Origin of the sequence: Pantoea sp. LMR881 (genome assembly GCF_027157825.1) — a bacterium.
GTDB classification, from domain to species: domain Bacteria; phylum Pseudomonadota; class Gammaproteobacteria; order Enterobacterales; family Enterobacteriaceae; genus Pantoea; species Pantoea haifensis.
In genome coordinates this window covers 2,536,701-2,554,219 of sequence record NZ_JAPVOK010000002.1, presented here as the reverse complement: position 1 = coordinate 2,554,219, position 17,519 = coordinate 2,536,701, and the positions used below count along the sequence as shown (strand labels likewise).

Sequence of the window (17,519 nt, the reverse complement as noted above, 5' to 3'; positions counted from 1 at the left end):
TGTCACGGAATGGCATGGCTTCCATGCCATTCTGTCTCGGGCAACGCGCATTCGTTACCCTTGGTTATTATCCCCCAAGGTAAGCATCTCTCACAGCTTTATTTGATAACAACGCTTCGCCGCTATCTTCCAGCACCACATGACCGTTCTCCAGCACATAGCCGCGATCGGCCAGCTTCAATGCCTGATTGGCGTTTTGCTCCACCAGGAAAATCGTCATTCCTTCGCTACGCAGTTGCTCAATGGTATCGAAAATCTGCTGGATAATAATCGGTGCCAGACCGAGCGATGGCTCATCCAGCAGCAGCAGGCGCGGCTGGCTCATCAGCGCACGACCAATCGCCAGCATCTGCTGCTCGCCGCCAGACATGGTGCCCGCACGCTGCACTTTGCGCTCCTCCAGACGCGGAAACAGTTCATAAACGCGTTTAATGCGCTCCTGATACTGCTGACGACTGGCAAAAAAGCCACCCATCGCCAGATTCTCTTCTACCGTCATGCGTGAGAAAACGCGGCGGCCTTCCGGCACAATCGCAATCGCTTCACGCATGATACGCGCGGTTTGCCAGTCGGTTATCGCTTTACCATCAAAGGTAATGGTTCCCTGACTGGCACGCGGTTCGCCGCATAGCGTACCGAGCAGCGTGGTTTTCCCCGCACCGTTCGCCCCAATCAGGGTAACGATTTCGCCCTGATTGATATACAGGCTGACATTGTGCAACGCCTGGATTTTGCCGTAGTGGGCGCTTACGTTTTCAATGGTTAACATGCTTGCCATCTTACGCCTCTCCTAAATAGGCTCGAATCACGTCCGGGTTGTTACGAATCTCTTCCGGCGTGCCGTTGGCTAATGGCGTCCCTTGGTTCACCACATAAATACGATCAGAAATACCCATCACCAGCTTCATATCATGTTCGATTAACAGTACCGAAACCCGATGCTCGCCACGCAGTTCGGCAATCAACTCATCCAGCTCGTGGGTTTCTTTGGGGTTCAGACCGGCAGCCGGTTCGTCCAGCATCAAAATTTCAGGACGTGTCACCATGCAGCGCGCTATCTCCAGCCGACGCTGTTGACCATAAGCGAGGTTACCCGCCTGGCGGTTAGCCATCTCAAGCAGCCCGACCCGCGCCAGCCAGGTGGCGGCACGATCAAGTGCTTCACTTTCGCTACGGCGAAACGCGGGCGTTTTGAGCAATCCGGAAAACACGCCGCTTTTCAGATGCTGATGCTGGGCGACTAACAGGTTCTCAATCACTGTCATCTCACGGAACAAGCGCACGTGCTGAAAAGTGCGCACAATGCCCATACGTGCAATCTTCTGGCCTGGCAAGCCTTCCAGATGTTGATCGCGCAGTTTGATGCTGCCGCCAGTCGGTTTGTAAAAACCGGTCAGGCAGTTAAATACCGTGGTTTTCCCCGCGCCGTTTGGGCCAATCAGCGACACGATTTCTTGCGGGCGCAGCTCCAGCGCCACGTTATTCACGGCTAACAGGCCGCCGAAGCGCATCATCAGGCCTTCAACGGCTAATAAAGGCTGACTCATGCCTGCTCTCCTTGTTTTTGCTTCAGCTTCAAATGTGGACGCTTCATCGGCAGCAGCCCTTGCGGACGCCAAATCATCATCAACACCATCAAACCACCCAGCACTAACATGCTGTATTCGTTGAGATCACGCATCAGTTCACGCGAAACCACCAACAAGATAGCGGCAAGAATAACGGCGAACTGTGAACCCATGCCGCCCAGCACCACAATCGCCAGTACAAAGGCTGATTCGACAAAAGTAAAAGATTCCGGACTGACGAATCCCTGACGCGCCGCAAACAGGCTACCAGCGAAACCGGCAAAGGCGGCGCTGATGGTAAAGGCGGTCAGCTTAATGCGCGTTGGGCTCAGGCCGAGTGAGCGACAGGCAATCTCATCTTCACGCAACGCTTCCCAGGCACGGCCCAGCGGCATACGCAGCAAGCGGTTAATGACAAACAGCGTCAGTACCACCAACAGCAGCGCGACCAGATAGAGGAAAATGATGCGGTCGCTGGGATCGTATTTCAGGCCAAAGAAGTTATGGAATGTGTCCCAGCCACCATCACGCGGGCTGCGATTGAACTCCAGACCAAATAAAGTCGGTTTCGGTATCTGGCTGATCCCGTTCGGCCCACCGGTAATTTCAGTGTTGTTGAGCAGCAGAATACGGACAATTTCGCCAAAGCCGAGCGTTACAATCGCCAGATAATCGCCGCGCAGACGCAGCACCGGAAAGCCCAGCAGCAAGCCAAACAGCGCCGCCATCATGCCCGCCAGCGGCAGACACTGCCAGAATCCCAGCCCGTAATAATGGTTAAGTAAGGCGAAGGTATAGGCGCCGATAGCGTAAAAGCCGCCGTAGCCCAGCACCAGTAAACCTGACAGCCCAACCACCACATTCAGGCCAAGCCCGAGCATGACGTAGATCAGCGTCATGGTGGCAATATCAACCGTACCGCGTGAGACCATGAACGGCCAGGCGACAGCCGCAACGATGATCACCGCCATGACCAGCTTTTGCTTTGCGGTAGAGCCATCAATTCCCGGCAGCACCAGCGCAGGGCCGGAAAACTTTTTGAGGCCTTTTTGCCATACCGGACGCAGCAGTTGGAACAGAAACACCACTACACAAGCGACAGCAATCCATTCCCAGCGGACACTGCCCGCATTCTGCACCACCAAATGCGTGCCATCGAGGTTCAGTCGCAGCCCCATGAAGAAGGTTGCCAGCACCAGCAACATCACAGAAGAGATCAATGCATTAACCAGGGTCTTCATACTTTCTCGACCTCCGGGCGGCCCAGAATGCCGGTCGGCATCACCAGCAACACGACAATCAGCAAGGCAAAGGAGACCACATCTTTATACTCGGTGCTGAGATAAGCTGAGGTCAGCGCCTCAGCAATGCCAAGCACCAGGCCACCGATCATCGCACCAGGAATGCTGCCAATGCCGCCCAGTACCGCTGCGGTAAAGGCTTTCATCCCGGCCATAAAGCCGATGAATGGGTTGATAACGCCGTAGAACTGACCCAGCAATACTCCCGCCACAGCGGCCATTGCCGCACCAATAACGAAGGTGAGTGAAATGACGCGGTCAGTATTGATGCCCAGCAGGCTGGCCATTTTCAGATCTTCAGCACAGGCACGACAGGCGCGGCCCATGCGCGAATAGCGGATAAACAGCGTCAATGCCAGCATGGCAAGGAAAGTCACGACCCAAATAACAATTTGCATTGAAGAGAGCGTGGCGGCAAAGCCATTGCTTTCGCCTAATGTCCACTGGCCCGTCACCAGGCTTGGCAGCGCGAGATCGCGAGATCCTTGTGTCAGGCTGACGTAGTTTTGCAGGAATATTGACATCCCGATAGCGGAGATCAATGCAATCAGGCGCTTGGATGCGCGCACCGGCTTGTAGGCCACGCGCTCAATGCTCCAGCCATAGGCGCTGGAGATGATCACCGCCATGACAAAACCTGCGGCAATCATCAGCCAGGTGGTGTCGATGCCCATCATCATCAGGGCGGCAATCACGATGAAAGAGACATAACTACCGATCATGTATACCTCGCCGTGGGCGAAGTTGATCATGCCGATAATGCCGTAGACCATGGTGTAACCGATGGCGATCAGCGCGTAGGTGCTGCCGAGGGTAACACCGTTAAACATCTGCTGAAGGAAATAGAGAAACTGCTCGGACATACCTTAACCCTTACTTATCCGTTCGTTGCCAAACGGGATACAAAAAACGCCTGGCCGCTAAGCACCAGGCGTTATTGTCACAGGCCCGTCAGGGCCAGAAAATAGCCTGGCTTATTTCACAGCAGTAGACGTGCCGTCGGCGTGCCATTTAAAGACACCGAATTCGAAGCCTTTCAGATCGCCCTTCTGATCCCAGCTCAGGTCGCCCATCACGGTTGGGACAGCTGCGCCCTCTTTCAGGTTCTTAACGATATCTTCCGGTTCTTCACTTTTGCTACGTTCCATACCGGCCGCCATTGATTGCAGCGCAGCGTAGGTGGTCCAGACAAATGGACCGGTTGGATCGAGTTTTTCGCTTTCAGCGCGTCAACGATAGGTTTGTTAGTCGGCACCTGATCGTAACGCTTCGGCAGTGTGACCAGCATGCCTTCGGAGGCCGCCCCCGCGATATTAGAGAGGGAAGCGTTACCCACGCCTTCTGGTCCCATAAACTGCGTTTTCAGGCCTGCCGCACGTGCCTGACGTACAATCTGACCCATTTCGGGGTAGTAACCGCCAAAGTAAACGAAATCAACGTTCTCTTTTTTCAGGCGTGCCACCAGCGTGGAAAAATCTTTGTCACCTGCGGTGATCCCTTCGAACATAACAATATTAGCACCGGCTTTTTTCAGGCTGTCCTGAACGGAACGCGCCAGGCCTTCGCCGTACTGCTGTTTATCGTGTACCACGGCGATGCGCTGAGGTTTGATTTCACTCATCATATATTTCGCAGCGGTCGGGCCCTGGTCAGAATCGAGGCCGGTAGTACGCATGATCAGCTTGTAGCCGCGTGAGGTTAAATCGGGAGCAGTGGCGGCTGGGGTAATCATCAGCACGCCTTCGTCTTCGTAAATATCAGAGGCGGGTTGGGTTGAGGATGAGCACAGGTGGCCGATAACGTAGCGAATACCGTCGTTAATGACTTTGTTAGCCACCGCAACCGCTTGTTTTGGGTCACAGGCATCGTCATATTTCACAGCAACCAGTTTGTCACCATTGATGCCGCCTTTTGCGTTGATGTCTTCAATCGCCTGGGTAGCACCCGCAAATTGCATATCGCCATACTGTGCAACCGGACCGGACATGGCACCGACGATGGCCACTTTGATATCCTCTGCCAAAGCTGTGTGACTCATGGCTAATGCAACGCATCCTGCCAGTAAAGCGCGACCTTTCATTTTCATCCGAACTTCCCCATCTGATTTGTCGTGTTTGTTGTGAGTTGTTTATTTTCTGCCAGATAAAGATGAAAACTGATTTAGCAATAATGAGTTAGCACGCTTTTCTGGCATTTATAGTTAATAAGGCTTTATTTTTCAGGTTATTAAACAGGAAGTTTCTTCTGTAAATCAACTGAGATGTTTAGAAATAGCTGGACCAGACAGCATAATTAACTGGTTGCAATGGCCGGTTTTTCACCAGTTTGCCAGCGTGTTATGCTGCTTTTGTCATCAGCCAACCCTGTTTACCACTATTATCCTGGCACCCAGGCCAACTTTTGACCTGTTTTATTCAGAAAAAACTGTTGGCACGCGCGCTGTATAATTTCGCTACACTTTGCCCTTTGAACCAGTACAGGTGTTTGTCATGAAGCTCACTATCCTGCGCTTAACGGCGTTTACGCCACAGGACCGCATCGATTTAAGTAGAATTTGGCCGGATCAAGACATTAAACAGTTAGAGCACTCGCTGGGCGAAAATTATCGTCTGTACGCGGCACGCTTTAACGAACGTTTACTGGCGGCTTTACAGTTAGAAATCGTGGGTACGCAGGGAAAAGTACATCATCTTGAAGTGCGTGACGCAACGCGGCGGCGCGGCGTGGGGAAATATTTGCTGGAAGAAACCATGCAGCAGAACGCATCGCTGGCAGACTGGTGGATAGCGGATGATGGCAGCGACGATCAGAGCGTGCGGGCAGCTTTTATGCAGGCCTGTGGATTCAGAGCGCAAACAGATGGCTGGATAAAATAAAACGCAGACAACAAAAAGGGCGACTCTCCGTCGCCCTTTTTTATGCTTCGATCGCCATACGAAGTTTTTTCATGGCGTTCTTTTCAAGTTGTCGAACACGTTCTGCCGAGACGCCGTATTGATCGGCCAGCTCCTGCAGCGTAGTCTTGTTGTCTTCATCTAACCAGCGTGCACGGATGATGTGCTGGCTACGCTCATCAAGGCCTTCCATCGCATAGCTCAGTTTATCAGCAGCATGCGATTCCCAGTTATCCTCTTCAATGCCGTCAGCAAAATCAGAGGTTTTATCCTGAAGATAAAGCACGGGTGCCATAGATTTACCTTCACCGCTCTCATCGTCAGCGGACATATCGAAGGTCATATCCTGTGCAGCCATACGCGATTCCATTTCACGTACATCTTTGCTGCTCACGCCCAGTTCACGCGCGACCATTTCAACTTCATCCTGATTAAACCAGCCCAGACGCTGCTTGGTTTTACGCAGGTTAAAGAACAACTTACGCTGTGCTTTAGTGGTAGCGACTTTCACGATACGCCAGTTACGCAGAACGTATTCATGAATCTCGGCTTTAATCCAGTGCACGGCAAAAGAGACCAGGCGCACGCCAACTTCAGGGTTGAAGCGACGCACTGCTTTCATCAGGCCGATGTTACCTTCCTGAATCAGGTCAGCCTGCGGTAAGCCGTAGCCGGAATAATTACGAGCGATATGAACTACAAAGCGTAGGTGAGACAGGATCAGCGTCTTAGCCGCATCCAGATCGCCCTGGTAATGCAGCCGTTCAGCCAACGCTTTTTCCTCTTCTGCCGACAGCATCGGCCAGGTGTTGGCGGCCCGAACGTAAGATTCCAGGTTGCCAAGAGGAGCAATAGCTAAAGTTTGCATTTCTTTGGTCATTCAAACCCTCACAAAATAAGTGGAATTGCTGCGCGTATCCTTCAGCAGACGTTACAGTATGTCAACGACGCTGAAAATCCGAAAGCAATCTGTGCTACTTCCTGAGACACGAAAGTTATCCACAAGTTCAGTAGTAGCAGTGCATATTTTACACACAGATGACAAGAAAGAAAGCGGGGAAAGATCCTCTGCTTCCTGTTGTCGGCAGCAGAGGAACATTATACCAAAAAAATGTTGCAGGCGTTTACTGCGGCGTAAAACGACGTAAATGTTGTACCGTTGCCAGCCAGGCCGCTACCCAGCCAATGATTGCGGCGATAAGCAGTAACAGCAAGGCTTCATCCCAGGAGAAGCCTTCAAGCGAAAAAGTGGTGCCGAAAACGGCCGCAACCTGCGCCACCACCGATTGCAAACGCAACACCAGGACTTCTGACAGCACCAGTGATAAAACCGCACCGCTGAAGCCCAGCAGCGCGCCGCCATAGAGAAAAGGTCGCAGGATAAAGCCATCGGTTGCACCGATCAGTTTCTGCACATTAATGGTATCGCGGCGCGCAAAGATACTGAGCCGCACGCTGTTACCAATCACCAGGAACACGGCGACTATCATCAGAATACCAATCATTGACGCAATCTGACCGACCAGCCCAGTCAATGCCGCCAACCGGGCAAACCAGCTATCATCCATGCGCACTTCATCCACGCCCTGCACTTTTGACACGCTGTCGCGCAGGTTTTGCATGGTGTCTGAATTCTGGAAATTAAGCTTCGGCGTAATAATCGCCACCGCAGGCAGCGGATTTTGTTCCAGCATATCCATTGCACCACCGAAACCGGACCAGTTACGGAACTCATTAAGAGCTTCTTCACGCGTCAGATAATTCACATTATCCACGCCATCAACCTGCTTGAGCTGCGCCACCACATTTTCGGCGGCGGTGTCATCCAGCGTTTTAGAGAGATAAACCGTTAACTGCGGCGCGGGATACCACTGCGTTGCCGCCTGGCTGACGTTTTTCCACACCATGTAACAGACACTGGGTAACGTCAGAGAAATAGCGATAACCATTACCGTCAGCAGTGTCGCTAAGGGCTGACGCCACATATCAGACAGCGTGCCGCGCAGGGCGTAGCGCCACTGTTCCTGCCAGCCGCCTTTGAGTGCTTTGCTTTTTGACGGTTGCTTCGCTTTCGGTGCCGCTGGGCGTTTATTGCGTTTATTGACCATCATGGCCTCCGTGCAGGCGTCCCTGATTCAGCGTCATAACACGATAACGACGACGCGCGATCAAACCGCTGTCATGCGTCGCCATTAACACCGTGACGCCAACGCGGTTGAACTCTTCGAACAGGCGCAAAATGTCCTCTGACAACGCATCATCCAGGTTACCGGTGGGTTCATCTGCCAGCAGCACCGCAGGCTTATTAACGACCGCACGTGCAATTCCGACGCGCTGCTGTTCACCGCCAGAAAGCTGAATGGGATAACTTTTCGCTTTGTCGAGCAGGCCAACTTTATCCAGCGCCGCGGAGACACGGCGACGAATATCTTCGCCGCTGGCCCCGGAAATGATCAACGGAATCGCAACATTGTCGTAGACCGAACGATCCATCAACAAATGGTGATCCTGGAAAATCATCCCGATCTGACGACGCAGAAAAGGCACTTCGCTGTTACGCAGTCGGGAAATGTCATGGCCGCTAAACCAAATTTGCCCGGCGCTTGGACGCTCAATGCCACAAATCAGCTTTAGCAGCGTACTTTTACCGGCACCAGAGTGGCCCGTCAGAAACGCCATTTCTCCGGGACGGAGATGAAAATCCACCCCTTGCAGCGCCTGACGTCCACCGAGATATGCCTTACTGACCTCTTCAAAGCGAATCATCCCAATTAGTCCTCTCGGGCAAACAGTGCCTCAATAAAATCTTCAGCCTTAAAGGGCCGTAAATCCTCGATGCCTTCCCCGACACCGATATAGCGGATCGGAATGCCGAACTGGTCGGCAACCGAGAAGATCACACCGCCTTTCGCCGTGCCATCCAGCTTGGTCAGGGTAATCCCGGTTAACCCCACCGCTTCATGGAACAGTTTGGCCTGGCTGATAGCGTTCTGCCCGGTACTGGCATCCAGCGTCAGCATCACTTCGTGCGGTGCCGAATCATCCAGCTTTTTCATGACTCGGGTAATTTTCTTCAGCTCTTCCATCAGATGCGATTTGTTCTGCAAACGACCTGCGGTATCGGCAATCAGCACATCAGCACCGCGCGATTTGGCGGCCTGAATAGCATCAAAAATAACGGAGGCAGAATCGGCCCCGGTGTGCTGAGCTATGACCGGAATATTGTTGCGCTGGCCCCAAACCTGTAACTGCTCTACCGCAGCAGCACGGAAAGTATCGCCCGCTGCCAGCATCACTGATTTGCCTTCGGCCTGATACTGACGCGCCAGCTTACCGATGGTGGTGGTTTTACCCACACCGTTAACGCCCACCATTAAAATAACGAAAGGCGTTTTGCCTGTAACGTCCAGCGGCGCATCTACTTTTGCAAGGATGTCAGCCATTTCCGTTTTCAGCAGGCCATATAAGGCCTCAGCATCACGTAGCTGTTTGCGATTCGCTTGCTGAGTAAGATTAGTGATAATGCGTCGCGTAGTGTCTACCCCGACATCGGCAATCAGTAACTGCTCTTCCAGCTCTTCAAACAGTTCATCATCGATTTTTTTACCGCGAAACAGGCTAATAAAGCCGGAACCGAGATTCTGGCGGGTTTTAACCAGGCTGCGTTTCAGACGCGCAAAGAAGCCCTCTTTCGTCGGGCGTTCCTGTTCTTGAGAAATAATCGGTGCTGCCGCTAACGGTAGATCGCTGACGGTGTCTTCCGGCTCAATGACTTCTGCTTCTTCAACAGGTGAAGCATCCGCTAAAGCCAGGGCTTCCAGCTCTTCGTCGCTCAGCGGCATCTCATCTTCAACCGCTTCCGCCTCTGTTTCGGCTACCGGCACAGCCTCGGCCACCGGGCGTTCGGGTGCAGGTTCGACCTCAAGCAGTTCTTCAGGATCGGCACGCACCGGTTCTGGTTCAGCGATGATCTCTGGCGCAGGCTCCACGTCTGCTTCGCGTTGCTGTTCGGCCACCGTTTCGGTGATGGCGACAGTCTCTTTCGCTTCCGCTTCGGCCTCGCTTAAGGCCGGTGATTGCTGCGCTGGCTGCTCAACTTCAGTCTCAGCAGGCAGATGTTCCTGCTCAGGCGTTTCGGCCGGCTGTTGCTTCTCTTCCTCTTTGCCAAATCCCAGCCAGGAAAAAAAGCCACGTTTTTTCTCTTTTGCCATTGTGTGACCACACTCCTCGATGGCTTCATCCCGGTCGCACGTTGTTCCCAGGTGTAAAATCAGTATTGGTGGTAAACGCCAGGCTGGCGTAAAACCGTAGAATTATGCATGACTTCAGCAACTCAGTAGTCTAACACTTTCCAGCCAGCTCACCACAGCACCCTTTTTTAACGTTTCTTCTCACCGTTTCGCCCGTTAAACTACGCAACAAATTATGACGAGTTGTGAGCAAGATGATAAAAACCCCTCGCAATACAGGTGGCGCCGGGCAAATCCGTATTATTGGCGGTCAGTGGCGCGGCCGAAAATTGCCCGTACCGGACAGCGCCGGTCTGCGCCCCACCACCGATCGCGTGCGTGAAACGCTGTTTAACTGGCTGGCACCCTATATTCAGCAAGCCCGCTGTCTTGATTGCTTTGCCGGTAGCGGCGCGCTCGGCTTAGAAGCCCTGTCGCGCTATGCCGGCTCAGCCACGCTACTGGAGCTTGAACGTCCGGTCGCACAGCAACTGACGAAAAATCTCCACACGCTTAATGCCAGCAATGGCAACGTAATTCAAACGAATGCGCTAAACTGGCTGGCGCAAACCGGCGAGCCGTTTGATGTGGTGTTTATCGATCCGCCGTTTCGCAAAGGCTTGCTGGAGCAGACGTTGCAACTGCTGGAGCAGAATCACTGGCTGGCCGACGACGCTTTAATTTACGTCGAAAGTGAAGTAGAGAACGGCACACCGCCGGTGCCCGCTAACTGGGATTTGCACCGCGAGAAAATCGCCGGGCAAGTGGCTTATCGTTTGTATCAACGTCAACAGGAGACGCATGATGTTACTTAATTTGGGACGCCTGTTGATGCTGTGCGTTTGGGCTTTTCTACTGCTGAATGTTTTCCACCCTTATCCGAAGCCGCTGACCTATTTTATTAATGTCGCGCTGATTTTCATGATCCTGATGCACGGCTTGCAGTTGGTGCTGCTGCGTGCCACCCAAACCAAAGATGCGCCACCCATTGATCGTGTGACGCAGGCGAAAGTGTTTCTGTTTGGCGTGTTTGAACTGGTCGCCTGGCAAAAAAAACATTTTCCACGGAAATAGTGAAAAACGCGGGCGTAATGCCCGCTTTTACTGCGCGGGTGTGAAACTCACAAAGCGCGAACCCTGCATTTTCAACTCGCCTTTCAAACCCTTATCCATCTGGTGATAGTCTGCTTCATTCACCTGCACTTTGATATCACTGGCTCCGTTCAGCGGATGAAACCAGGCTTCATAACGCATCTCTTCCCCTGCAATCACTTCACGCTGGCGTGAGCGGCGATTGGGAGCCGGAAATTCGCGTTTGGTTTTCACCTGCACCGTCAGACTGCGAATCGGTGAGACATCATTCACAGCGGCTTCACGCCGTTGCTTTATGAACTGACGGGTCGCCAGAATAGCGATAATGGCCAGGACGATAAAAAAGAGTAGCGGTGGTTTGCTCATATTTTTGCTCGTGCTTAATGAATAACAGGGAAATTTGTTGCGCGGCAAAGCATACAACCAGAGTTACCCGATTGTCACATCGTCAAGGCGTAACCTAAACTGAGATCGACATTTTGGGAACTTTCACAATTTATACTCAAAATAATTCGCGTTTCAGAAAGGCGGCAAAGGCGCAATCCCGCAGTTGACGGAAATCCGTGCTTCGGGAGAGCAAGCGAAGTCCACACGCCTGAAACGTGAAAGATGTTGAGTAGGAAAAGGGAGAAACAATGCTCTGGTCATTCCTCGCTGTACTTTTCTCCGGTTGGCTGTATGTCGATGCCTCTTATCGTGGACCACAATGGCAACGCTGGCTGTTTAAACCGGTTACGCTTCTCCTGCTGGTAGGCCTGGCATGGCAAGCTCCGACCCTGAATACCACCGACTATCTGATTCTCGCCGGTTTGGTCGCCACGCTAGCTGGCGATGCCCTGACGCTGTTACCGCGCCAGCAAATGCTCTATGCGCTGGGAGCCTTCTTCCTTTCGCATTTGCTCTATACGCTGAGCTTTGCTGCGAACATGACGATGACCTTCTTTTGGCCCATTCCGCTCACGCTGCTGATCATTGGCGCGGTGGTGATCGCTATTATCTGGCGCAAACTGGCTGATCTGCGCTGGCCAGTTTGTACCTTTATTGGCATGACATTAGTGATGACATGGATGGCAACTGAGCAATATTTCTTCCGCCCTACCGATTACAGCTTCTCGATTATGATCGGGGCCAGCCTGCTGTTACTGGCTAACGTGATCTGGTTCATTACCCACTATCGCCGCCGTTTCAGTGCCGACAGCGCCATCATTGCTGCCTGCTATTTTGCCGGTCACTTTATGATTGTGCGTTCGCTCTGGCTCTAATGAAGAAAAAATGACCTGGTTCTTGACTCTGGAGTGAACTCCAGAGTGTAGGATATCAGAGCGGACATTCCGGTCCGCTCTGTATCCGGAGGTCACATGCATCAACATCACTCCTGTGGCTGCGGCAAACCCCGCGCCGCTCACGCTGCGGCAAAACCGCTTTGTCACGTGCGCAGTGTTCGCCCGGCATCGCTTACGATTAGCGCCGCAACACCGGTCATGGCTGAGCCATCAGGCTGCTGTCCTCAGGATCAGAACAGCCCCGGCAGTGACGCCGACGAGGAAAGCGATCGGCGAACGTTAACATCGTATCAATACAGCTGGCACATCAGCGGCATGGATTGTCCAGGCTGCGCCCGCACCATTGAAACCGCGGTTTGCCAGTTGCCTGACATCACGCAGGCCCGCGTACTGTTTTCCAGTGAAAAGCTGGTCGTCAGCGCCAACAGCAACATGGCGTCTGCTGTAGAGCACGCGGTTAAAAAAGCCGGTTTCCAGCTCCTTCCACATTCGAAAGAGCGTGCTGCGCCTTCACCCTGGTACGCCAGTCGCGGCGTAATCGTACTCGGCTTGCTGATGCTCGCCAGCGTGTTGCTGAGCCAGTTCAGTGCGGTTTGGGGCGATCGCCTGTTTATCATCACCACTGTGATCGGATTGTGGCCCGTCGCTGTCAGTGCGATTCAGCGCCTGCGCAGCGGTTCTCCATTCACTATAGAAATGTTAATGACGCTGGCGGCTGGCGGTGCATTGCTGATTGGCGCCCATGCCGAAGCTGCGATGGTGCTGCTGCTGTTCCAGCTGGGCGAGCGGCTTGAAGCCTACGCCGCGTCACGAGCGCGCAGCGGGGTAACCAGCCTGATGGCGCTGCGCCCAGAGTCTGCCACACGTCTTTCAGGCGCAACGCGCAGCGAGGTGATGTTAGCTGACCTTCAACCCGGTGATATTATCGAAGTCGCCGCAGGAGGACGGCTGCCGGTTGATGGCCGCCTGATAAGTGACAGCGCCAGCTTTGATGAAAGTGCATTAACCGGCGAATCGCTGCCGGTCACGCGCGAAAGCGGTGAAAAAATCCTGGCAGGCGCAACCAGTATTGATCGCCTGATTACGCTGGAGGTGGTGTCTGAACCGGGTGAAAGCGCCATCGACCGCATTCTGCAACTGATTGAAGAGGCGGAAAGCCATCGCGCCCCGGTTGAACGTTTTATCGATACTTTTAGCCGGGTTTACACGCCAGCCATCATGCTGCTTTCGCTGCTGGTGATGGTGCTGCCGCCGCTGCTCGGCTTCGGTGCCTGGCTGGCGTGGATTTATAAGGGCCTGACGCTGTTACTAATTGGCTGTCCCTGTGCACTGGTGATCTCCACTCCCGCAGCGATTACTTCCGGGCTTGCCGCCGCCGCCCGGCAGGGCGCGTTAATTAAAGGCGGCGCGGCTCTGGAACGATTAAGCGCACTGAAAATGGTTGCGTTTGATAAAACCGGCACGCTTACTGCGGGTAAACCGCAGGTTACCCGCGTGCTGCGTTTTGCCGACAACAGCGAGGAGGAACTCCTGGTGCTCAGCGCCGCTGTAGAACAGGGGTCAACCCATCCTCTGGCCATTGCGATCGTTGCGGCCGCCCAGGCGCGTAACCTGCCGTTGCCCCAGGCACAGTCACAACAGGCGTTAGCGGGAAGCGGCATCAGCGCCTGGGTTGCAGGCCAGCAGGTGCAATTGCTGGCACCGGTTCGTGTCACAACGCTGAATGAAGCGCAACAAGCCCTGATCGCTGAGCAAGAAGCGCAGGGACAGACGCTGATCGTTTTATTACGCGATGACGTGCCGCTGGGCGCACTGGCGTTGCAGGATTCGCTACGTCACGATGCCATCGCTGCTGTTCAGGCATTGAAAAAACTGGGCATCAACAGCCTGATGTTAACCGGCGATAATCCCCGTGCGGCGGCATCTGTCGCCCAACAGCTGGATATCAGCTATCGCGCCAGCTTACTGCCTGGCGATAAAGTTGAAGTCATTCGCCAGCTTAGTCATCAACATCCGCTGGCGATGGTCGGCGACGGTATTAATGATGCGCCAGCCATGAAAGCAGCGACGCTGGGCATTGCAATGGGCAGCGGCACTGACGTGGCGCTGGAAGCGGCTGATGCCGCATTAACACGTAATCAGTTAAGCAATCTGGCACCGATGATTGCGCTGGCACGTCGCACGCGCAGCATTATTCGCCAGAACATCGCGCTGGCGTTAGGTCTCAAGGCGCTGTTTCTGGTGACAACCCTGCTGGGCATGACGGGATTATGGCTGGCGGTGCTGGCTGATTCAGGCGCCACCGCACTGGTCACAGCCAATGCTTTACGGTTGCTGCGGGCGCGTTCGGCATAAAACAGGCGGCGGCAGGCGGCCGCCGTTACCCTTCCAGCCCCTTTTAATCAGGTATTGATACGGCAGCGTTTCGGTTTGCTGGGCTAACAGACGATGCTCCATAAACCGGCAAAATCCAGGAATATCACGTGTTGTGGCGGGATCGTCGGCGATAATCAATAGCGTTTCGCCATTTTGTAGATTACGGACGGTTTTGCGCACCATCATCACAGGCTCCGGGCAGCGCAGGCCACGCGCATCAAGCTGATGGTCAGCCGAGGTGAAAACATCACTCATAATGGACTCGATTCTGGTTTGGGGCGCTTATTCTAACCCCTCAGTTAACTGACGCAAGGCGATAACGATTGCGTTAAAATTAACCATTGCATAAATAGCACAACGCGGTAATATGCCGCCGCTTTTTATCCATTAAACCGCAGACTATTGCCTGACAATATCCTGCAATGGGTTCCCTCACCCCAACATTAAAAGGCTTACTATGCTCGCATTCACGTCGCGTCAGCGCATGCACGCGCTGTTTTGGTTGTCGCTGTTTCACCTGCTGGTGATCACATCCAGTAACTATCTGGTGCAGTTGCCTGTTTCCATCTTTGGCTTCACGACCACCTGGGGCGCATTCAGCTTTCCGTTTATTTTCCTTGCTACCGATCTGACCGTGCGCATCTTTGGCGCACCGCTGGCCCGTCGCATTATTCTGGCGGTGATGATCCCTGCGCTTTTTGTTTCCTATGCTGTTTCCTGCCTGTTTTATCAGGGTGAATGGCAAGGCTGGCACGCGCTGCAAGAGGTTAATCTGTTTGTGGCCCGCATCGCCTGCGCCAGCTTTATGGCTTACGCGCTCGGTCAGATTCTTGATGTGCATGTGTTTAACCGCTTGCGTCGTTTACCGCAGTGGTGGATTGCGCCTGGCTGTGCGATGTTTCTTGGCAACATCAGCGATACGCTGGCCTTCTTTTTCATCGCGTTTTATAAAAGTCCCGATCCCTTCATGGCGCAGCACTGGATTGAAATTGCGCTGGTCGACTACAGCTTTAAAATTCTGATCTGCATGGTGTTTTTCCTGCCGGCTTATGGCGTTTTGCTCAATGCCACTTTGAAACGCCTCTCAGCACGTTCAACTCGCGCGCAGGTCAATTTCGGCTAAACGGAAATAGAGCCTTTTATCGTGACACGCTAAGCTTTGCTGACAATCATCAGGTTGCGTTTGCAACCTGATTCCTGTTGTATAAACGCCTGGCTGGATACTTAAAAGGGATTCTGATGCGCAACATCGTAAAATATGCGGGAATTGGTTTACTGGTTTTAGGCTTAGCCGCCTGTGATCAGAAGCAGGACGAAGCAGCAAATGACAATGGCGTCAGCGCCAGTCAGTCCACACAGACAGTGACGCTGATGGATGGAAAGCTGAGTTTCTCACTGCCGCCGGGCATGTCCGATAAGAGCGGCAAACTGGGTTCTCAGGCGACAAATATGCACGTGTACGCGGATGAAACCGGTGCGCGTGCCATTATCGTGATTGCCGGTGATCCAACCAACGATAGTCTGGATGTGCTGTCACAGCGCATGGAACAGCAGCAGCGTAACCGCGATCCGCAGTTACAGGTAGTTTCCAATAAAGCCGTGACGCTGAAAGACCAACCGGCACAGCAGCTGGATACGGTGATTTCAGCCAATAATCAGACATCGTGGTCATCAGTGATTTTGGCAAAAGTGGATGGCAAGTTACTGACGTTGCAGATCACGCTGCCGGGCGATAACCAGCAGCAAGCGCAAAGCGATGCCGATAATATCGTTAAGAGTATTACGCTGAAATAAGTCACGCAGGCGGTTTTCAGTGCGTCGATGCCCTCTCCCTTCGACAGGAAGAGGGCACAACGTCCAGAAAACTAAATGCCTGCCTTTTCCCGAATGTACTTACGCGCTTTAACTGCGTACTCAAACGGATTCGCCAGTGCCGGATCCTGTTCCGCTTCAACCACCATCCAGCCTTTATAGCCGTAATCATCGAGAATTTTGAACACCGGTTTGAAATCAATCACGCCGTCGCCGGGCACAGTGAAAGTGCCTTTCTTCACACCATCAAGAAATGAAAGCTTGTTTTGACGCACTTCCGCGACGACCTCATCGCGCACATCTTTCAGGTGTACATGGAAAATGCGCGGCAGGTATTTCTCCAACACCGCCAGCATCTTCGCCTGCGATCCTTCTGAATAGTAAATGTGGCCGGTATCGTAAAGCAGCCCGACGCTTTCATCCGTCAGTGCCATAAAGCGGTCAATCTCTTCTGTGGTCTGAATGCCGGTCCCCATATGATGGTGCAGCGTGACGCGCATGCCTTTCTCAGCGGCGATTTTTGCCAGCGCGTTGTAACCTTCTGCTGTCAGCTGCCACTCTTCATCGGTGAAAATCGGTTTCTGCTCTAATACCGCCAGTGTGGTTCCCTGAATACTTTTGCTCTGTTCAGAACAGCCAATGACGCGTGCGCCCATCGCATGTAAAAAGTTCATGTGATTAATGAACTCATCAATGGTTTTTGCTTTGTCGCCATTGGCAAAAAAAGTGCTGAACCAGGCGTTACAGATTTGAATGCCGCGAATATCCAGCATGGGTTTCAAAATGGCGGGATCGCGAGGATATTTGCTACCAACTTCGCTTCCTGTAAAACCGGCCAGCGCCATTTCGCTTACCGTTTGCTGGAAGGTATTTTCGCTGCCCAACTCCGGCATGTCATCATTGGTCCAGCCGATCGGCGCAATCGCCAGTTTTACGTTATCTTTGTTCATCTTGTTATCCCTGT

Annotated in this window: 18 protein-coding genes and 1 pseudogene; 7 read left to right on the top strand and 12 right to left on the bottom strand. The window is 53.2% G+C overall.

The window, feature by feature from the left end:
• Window positions 1–67: 67 nt before the first annotated feature.
• The 5 genes and pseudogenes from livF to O3W44_RS13770 all read right to left on the bottom strand — a co-directional run bounded on the left by livF (window position 68) and on the right by O3W44_RS13770 (window position 4,955).
• The gene (gene livF / locus O3W44_RS13790) at window positions 68–778 is read right to left on the bottom strand and encodes a high-affinity branched-chain amino acid ABC transporter ATP-binding protein LivF (protein ID WP_269293517.1); all 711 of its coding nucleotides are present in this window, start codon (window positions 776–778) and stop codon (window positions 68–70) included.
• Window position 779: 1 nt separating this feature from the next.
• On the bottom strand, window positions 780–1,547 hold the full coding sequence (gene livG, locus O3W44_RS13785) for a high-affinity branched-chain amino acid ABC transporter ATP-binding protein LivG (RefSeq protein WP_269293516.1): 768 nt from the start codon (window positions 1,545–1,547) through the stop codon (window positions 780–782).
• Window positions 1,544–2,809 (bottom strand): high-affinity branched-chain amino acid ABC transporter permease LivM, encoded by a 1,266-nt coding sequence (locus O3W44_RS13780; protein ID WP_269293515.1) that lies wholly within the window; start codon window positions 2,807–2,809, stop codon window positions 1,544–1,546. The genes livG and O3W44_RS13780 overlap by 4 nt, the downstream gene beginning before the upstream one ends.
• Entirely contained in the window at window positions 2,806–3,732 is a 927-nt protein-coding gene (gene livH / locus O3W44_RS13775) for a high-affinity branched-chain amino acid ABC transporter permease LivH (RefSeq protein WP_269293514.1), read from the bottom strand. Before livH ends, O3W44_RS13780 begins: the two co-directional genes overlap by 4 nt.
• A 111-nt stretch (window positions 3,733–3,843) precedes the next feature.
• Window positions 3,844–4,955 (bottom strand): annotated as a pseudogene (locus O3W44_RS13770) (branched-chain amino acid ABC transporter substrate-binding protein).
• 403 nt (window positions 4,956–5,358) lie between these two features.
• On the opposite strand from O3W44_RS13770, the gene panM reads away from it, so the two are divergent.
• Window positions 5,359–5,745 carry an aspartate 1-decarboxylase autocleavage activator PanM gene (gene panM / locus O3W44_RS13765; protein WP_269293513.1) on the top strand — a complete coding sequence of 129 codons (387 nt, stop codon included), beginning with the start codon at window positions 5,359–5,361 and terminating at the stop codon, window positions 5,743–5,745.
• A 40-nt stretch (window positions 5,746–5,785) separates the two neighbouring features.
• Here panM and rpoH read toward each other — a convergent pair whose 3' ends face one another.
• The 4 genes from rpoH to ftsY all read right to left on the bottom strand — a co-directional run bounded on the left by rpoH (window position 5,786) and on the right by ftsY (window position 9,974).
• The gene (rpoH, locus tag O3W44_RS13760) at window positions 5,786–6,643 is read right to left on the bottom strand and encodes an RNA polymerase sigma factor RpoH (protein ID WP_269293512.1); all 858 of its coding nucleotides are present in this window, start codon (window positions 6,641–6,643) and stop codon (window positions 5,786–5,788) included.
• 244 nt (window positions 6,644–6,887) lie between these two features.
• Window positions 6,888–7,871: a permease-like cell division protein FtsX gene (gene ftsX / locus O3W44_RS13755; protein WP_269294441.1), complete on the bottom strand. Its 984-nt coding sequence runs from the start codon at window positions 7,869–7,871 to the stop codon at window positions 6,888–6,890.
• Window positions 7,861–8,529, bottom strand: a complete 669-nt coding sequence (ftsE, locus tag O3W44_RS13750; protein WP_269293511.1) for a cell division ATP-binding protein FtsE — start codon at window positions 8,527–8,529, stop codon at window positions 7,861–7,863. Before ftsE ends, ftsX begins: the two co-directional genes overlap by 11 nt.
• Window positions 8,530–8,534: 5 nt before the next feature.
• Window positions 8,535–9,974: a signal recognition particle-docking protein FtsY gene (ftsY, locus tag O3W44_RS13745; RefSeq protein WP_269293510.1), complete on the bottom strand. Its 1,440-nt coding sequence runs from the start codon at window positions 9,972–9,974 to the stop codon at window positions 8,535–8,537.
• A 233-nt stretch (window positions 9,975–10,207) separates the two neighbouring features.
• On the opposite strand from ftsY, the gene rsmD reads away from it, so the two are divergent.
• A complete protein-coding gene (rsmD, locus tag O3W44_RS13740) occupies window positions 10,208–10,807 on the top strand; it encodes a 16S rRNA (guanine(966)-N(2))-methyltransferase (RefSeq protein WP_269293509.1) in 600 nt (199 codons plus the stop codon).
• Entirely contained in the window at window positions 10,797–11,066 is a 270-nt protein-coding gene (locus tag O3W44_RS13735) for a DUF1145 family protein (RefSeq protein ID WP_269294440.1), read from the top strand. Before rsmD ends, O3W44_RS13735 begins: the two co-directional genes overlap by 11 nt.
• 27 nt (window positions 11,067–11,093) lie before the next feature.
• On the opposite strand, the gene O3W44_RS13730 is transcribed toward O3W44_RS13735, so the two are convergent.
• The gene (locus O3W44_RS13730; RefSeq protein ID WP_269293507.1) at window positions 11,094–11,450 is read right to left on the bottom strand and encodes a DUF2500 domain-containing protein; all 357 of its coding nucleotides are present in this window, start codon (window positions 11,448–11,450) and stop codon (window positions 11,094–11,096) included.
• Between the two features lie 269 nt (window positions 11,451–11,719).
• Between O3W44_RS13730 and O3W44_RS13725 the strand changes: the two genes are divergently transcribed.
• Both O3W44_RS13725 and O3W44_RS13720 read left to right on the top strand, forming a co-directional pair.
• The gene (locus O3W44_RS13725; protein ID WP_269293506.1) at window positions 11,720–12,346 is read left to right on the top strand and encodes a lysoplasmalogenase; all 627 of its coding nucleotides are present in this window, start codon (window positions 11,720–11,722) and stop codon (window positions 12,344–12,346) included.
• A gap of 96 nt (window positions 12,347–12,442) precedes the next feature.
• Window positions 12,443–14,722 (top strand): zinc/cadmium/mercury/lead-transporting ATPase, encoded by a 2,280-nt coding sequence (locus tag O3W44_RS13720; protein ID WP_269293505.1) that lies wholly within the window; start codon window positions 12,443–12,445, stop codon window positions 14,720–14,722.
• Here the strand turns inward: O3W44_RS13720 and tusA are convergent.
• Window positions 14,693–14,998 carry a sulfurtransferase TusA gene (gene tusA / locus O3W44_RS13715; protein ID WP_269293504.1) on the bottom strand — a complete coding sequence of 102 codons (306 nt, stop codon included), beginning with the start codon at window positions 14,996–14,998 and terminating at the stop codon, window positions 14,693–14,695. The two genes, O3W44_RS13720 and tusA, sit on opposite strands and share 30 nt — an antisense overlap.
• Before the next feature lie 202 nt (window positions 14,999–15,200).
• Here tusA and O3W44_RS13710 point away from each other — a divergent pair, with 202 nt between their 5' ends.
• Together O3W44_RS13710 and O3W44_RS13705 are read left to right on the top strand one after the other, a co-directional pair.
• Window positions 15,201–15,866 (top strand): 7-cyano-7-deazaguanine/7-aminomethyl-7-deazaguanine transporter, encoded by a 666-nt coding sequence (locus O3W44_RS13710; RefSeq protein ID WP_269293503.1) that lies wholly within the window; start codon window positions 15,201–15,203, stop codon window positions 15,864–15,866.
• Between the two features lie 116 nt (window positions 15,867–15,982).
• Complete coding sequence (locus O3W44_RS13705; RefSeq protein WP_269293502.1) at window positions 15,983–16,537, top strand: DcrB family lipoprotein; 555 nt, start codon at window positions 15,983–15,985, stop codon at window positions 16,535–16,537.
• A gap of 71 nt (window positions 16,538–16,608) precedes the next feature.
• Here O3W44_RS13705 and iolE read toward each other — a convergent pair whose 3' ends face one another.
• Entirely contained in the window at window positions 16,609–17,505 is an 897-nt protein-coding gene (gene iolE, locus O3W44_RS13700) for a myo-inosose-2 dehydratase (protein WP_269293501.1), read from the bottom strand.
• Between the last annotated feature and the right edge of the window lie 14 nt (window positions 17,506–17,519).

Bases quoted from the DNA above. Each gene is read 5' to 3' on its own strand.
- livF (WP_269293517.1), bottom strand. From the start codon at position 778: ATGGCAAGCATGTTAACCATTGAAAACGTAAGCGCCCACTACGGCAAA.
- livG (WP_269293516.1), bottom strand. From the start codon at position 1,547: ATGAGTCAGCCTTTATTAGCCGTTGAAGGCCTGATGATGCGCTTCGGC.
- O3W44_RS13780 (WP_269293515.1), bottom strand. From the start codon at position 2,809: ATGAAGACCCTGGTTAATGCATTGATCTCTTCTGTGATGTTGCTGGTG.
- livH (WP_269293514.1), bottom strand. From the start codon at position 3,732: ATGTCCGAGCAGTTTCTCTATTTCCTTCAGCAGATGTTTAACGGTGTT.
- panM (WP_269293513.1), top strand. From the start codon at position 5,359: ATGAAGCTCACTATCCTGCGCTTAACGGCGTTTACGCCACAGGACCGC.
- rpoH (WP_269293512.1), bottom strand. From the start codon at position 6,643: ATGACCAAAGAAATGCAAACTTTAGCTATTGCTCCTCTTGGCAACCTG.
- ftsX (WP_269294441.1), bottom strand. From the start codon at position 7,871: ATGGTCAATAAACGCAATAAACGCCCAGCGGCACCGAAAGCGAAGCAA.
- ftsE (WP_269293511.1), bottom strand. From the start codon at position 8,529: ATGATTCGCTTTGAAGAGGTCAGTAAGGCATATCTCGGTGGACGTCAG.
- ftsY (WP_269293510.1), bottom strand. From the start codon at position 9,974: ATGGCAAAAGAGAAAAAACGTGGCTTTTTTTCCTGGCTGGGATTTGGC.
- rsmD (WP_269293509.1), top strand. From the start codon at position 10,208: ATGATAAAAACCCCTCGCAATACAGGTGGCGCCGGGCAAATCCGTATT.
- O3W44_RS13735 (WP_269294440.1), top strand. From the start codon at position 10,797: ATGTTACTTAATTTGGGACGCCTGTTGATGCTGTGCGTTTGGGCTTTT.
- O3W44_RS13730 (WP_269293507.1), bottom strand. From the start codon at position 11,450: ATGAGCAAACCACCGCTACTCTTTTTTATCGTCCTGGCCATTATCGCT.
- O3W44_RS13725 (WP_269293506.1), top strand. From the start codon at position 11,720: ATGCTCTGGTCATTCCTCGCTGTACTTTTCTCCGGTTGGCTGTATGTC.
- O3W44_RS13720 (WP_269293505.1), top strand. From the start codon at position 12,443: ATGCATCAACATCACTCCTGTGGCTGCGGCAAACCCCGCGCCGCTCAC.
- tusA (WP_269293504.1), bottom strand. From the start codon at position 14,998: ATGAGTGATGTTTTCACCTCGGCTGACCATCAGCTTGATGCGCGTGGC.
- O3W44_RS13710 (WP_269293503.1), top strand. From the start codon at position 15,201: ATGCTCGCATTCACGTCGCGTCAGCGCATGCACGCGCTGTTTTGGTTG.
- O3W44_RS13705 (WP_269293502.1), top strand. From the start codon at position 15,983: ATGCGCAACATCGTAAAATATGCGGGAATTGGTTTACTGGTTTTAGGC.
- iolE (WP_269293501.1), bottom strand. From the start codon at position 17,505: ATGAACAAAGATAACGTAAAACTGGCGATTGCGCCGATCGGCTGGACC.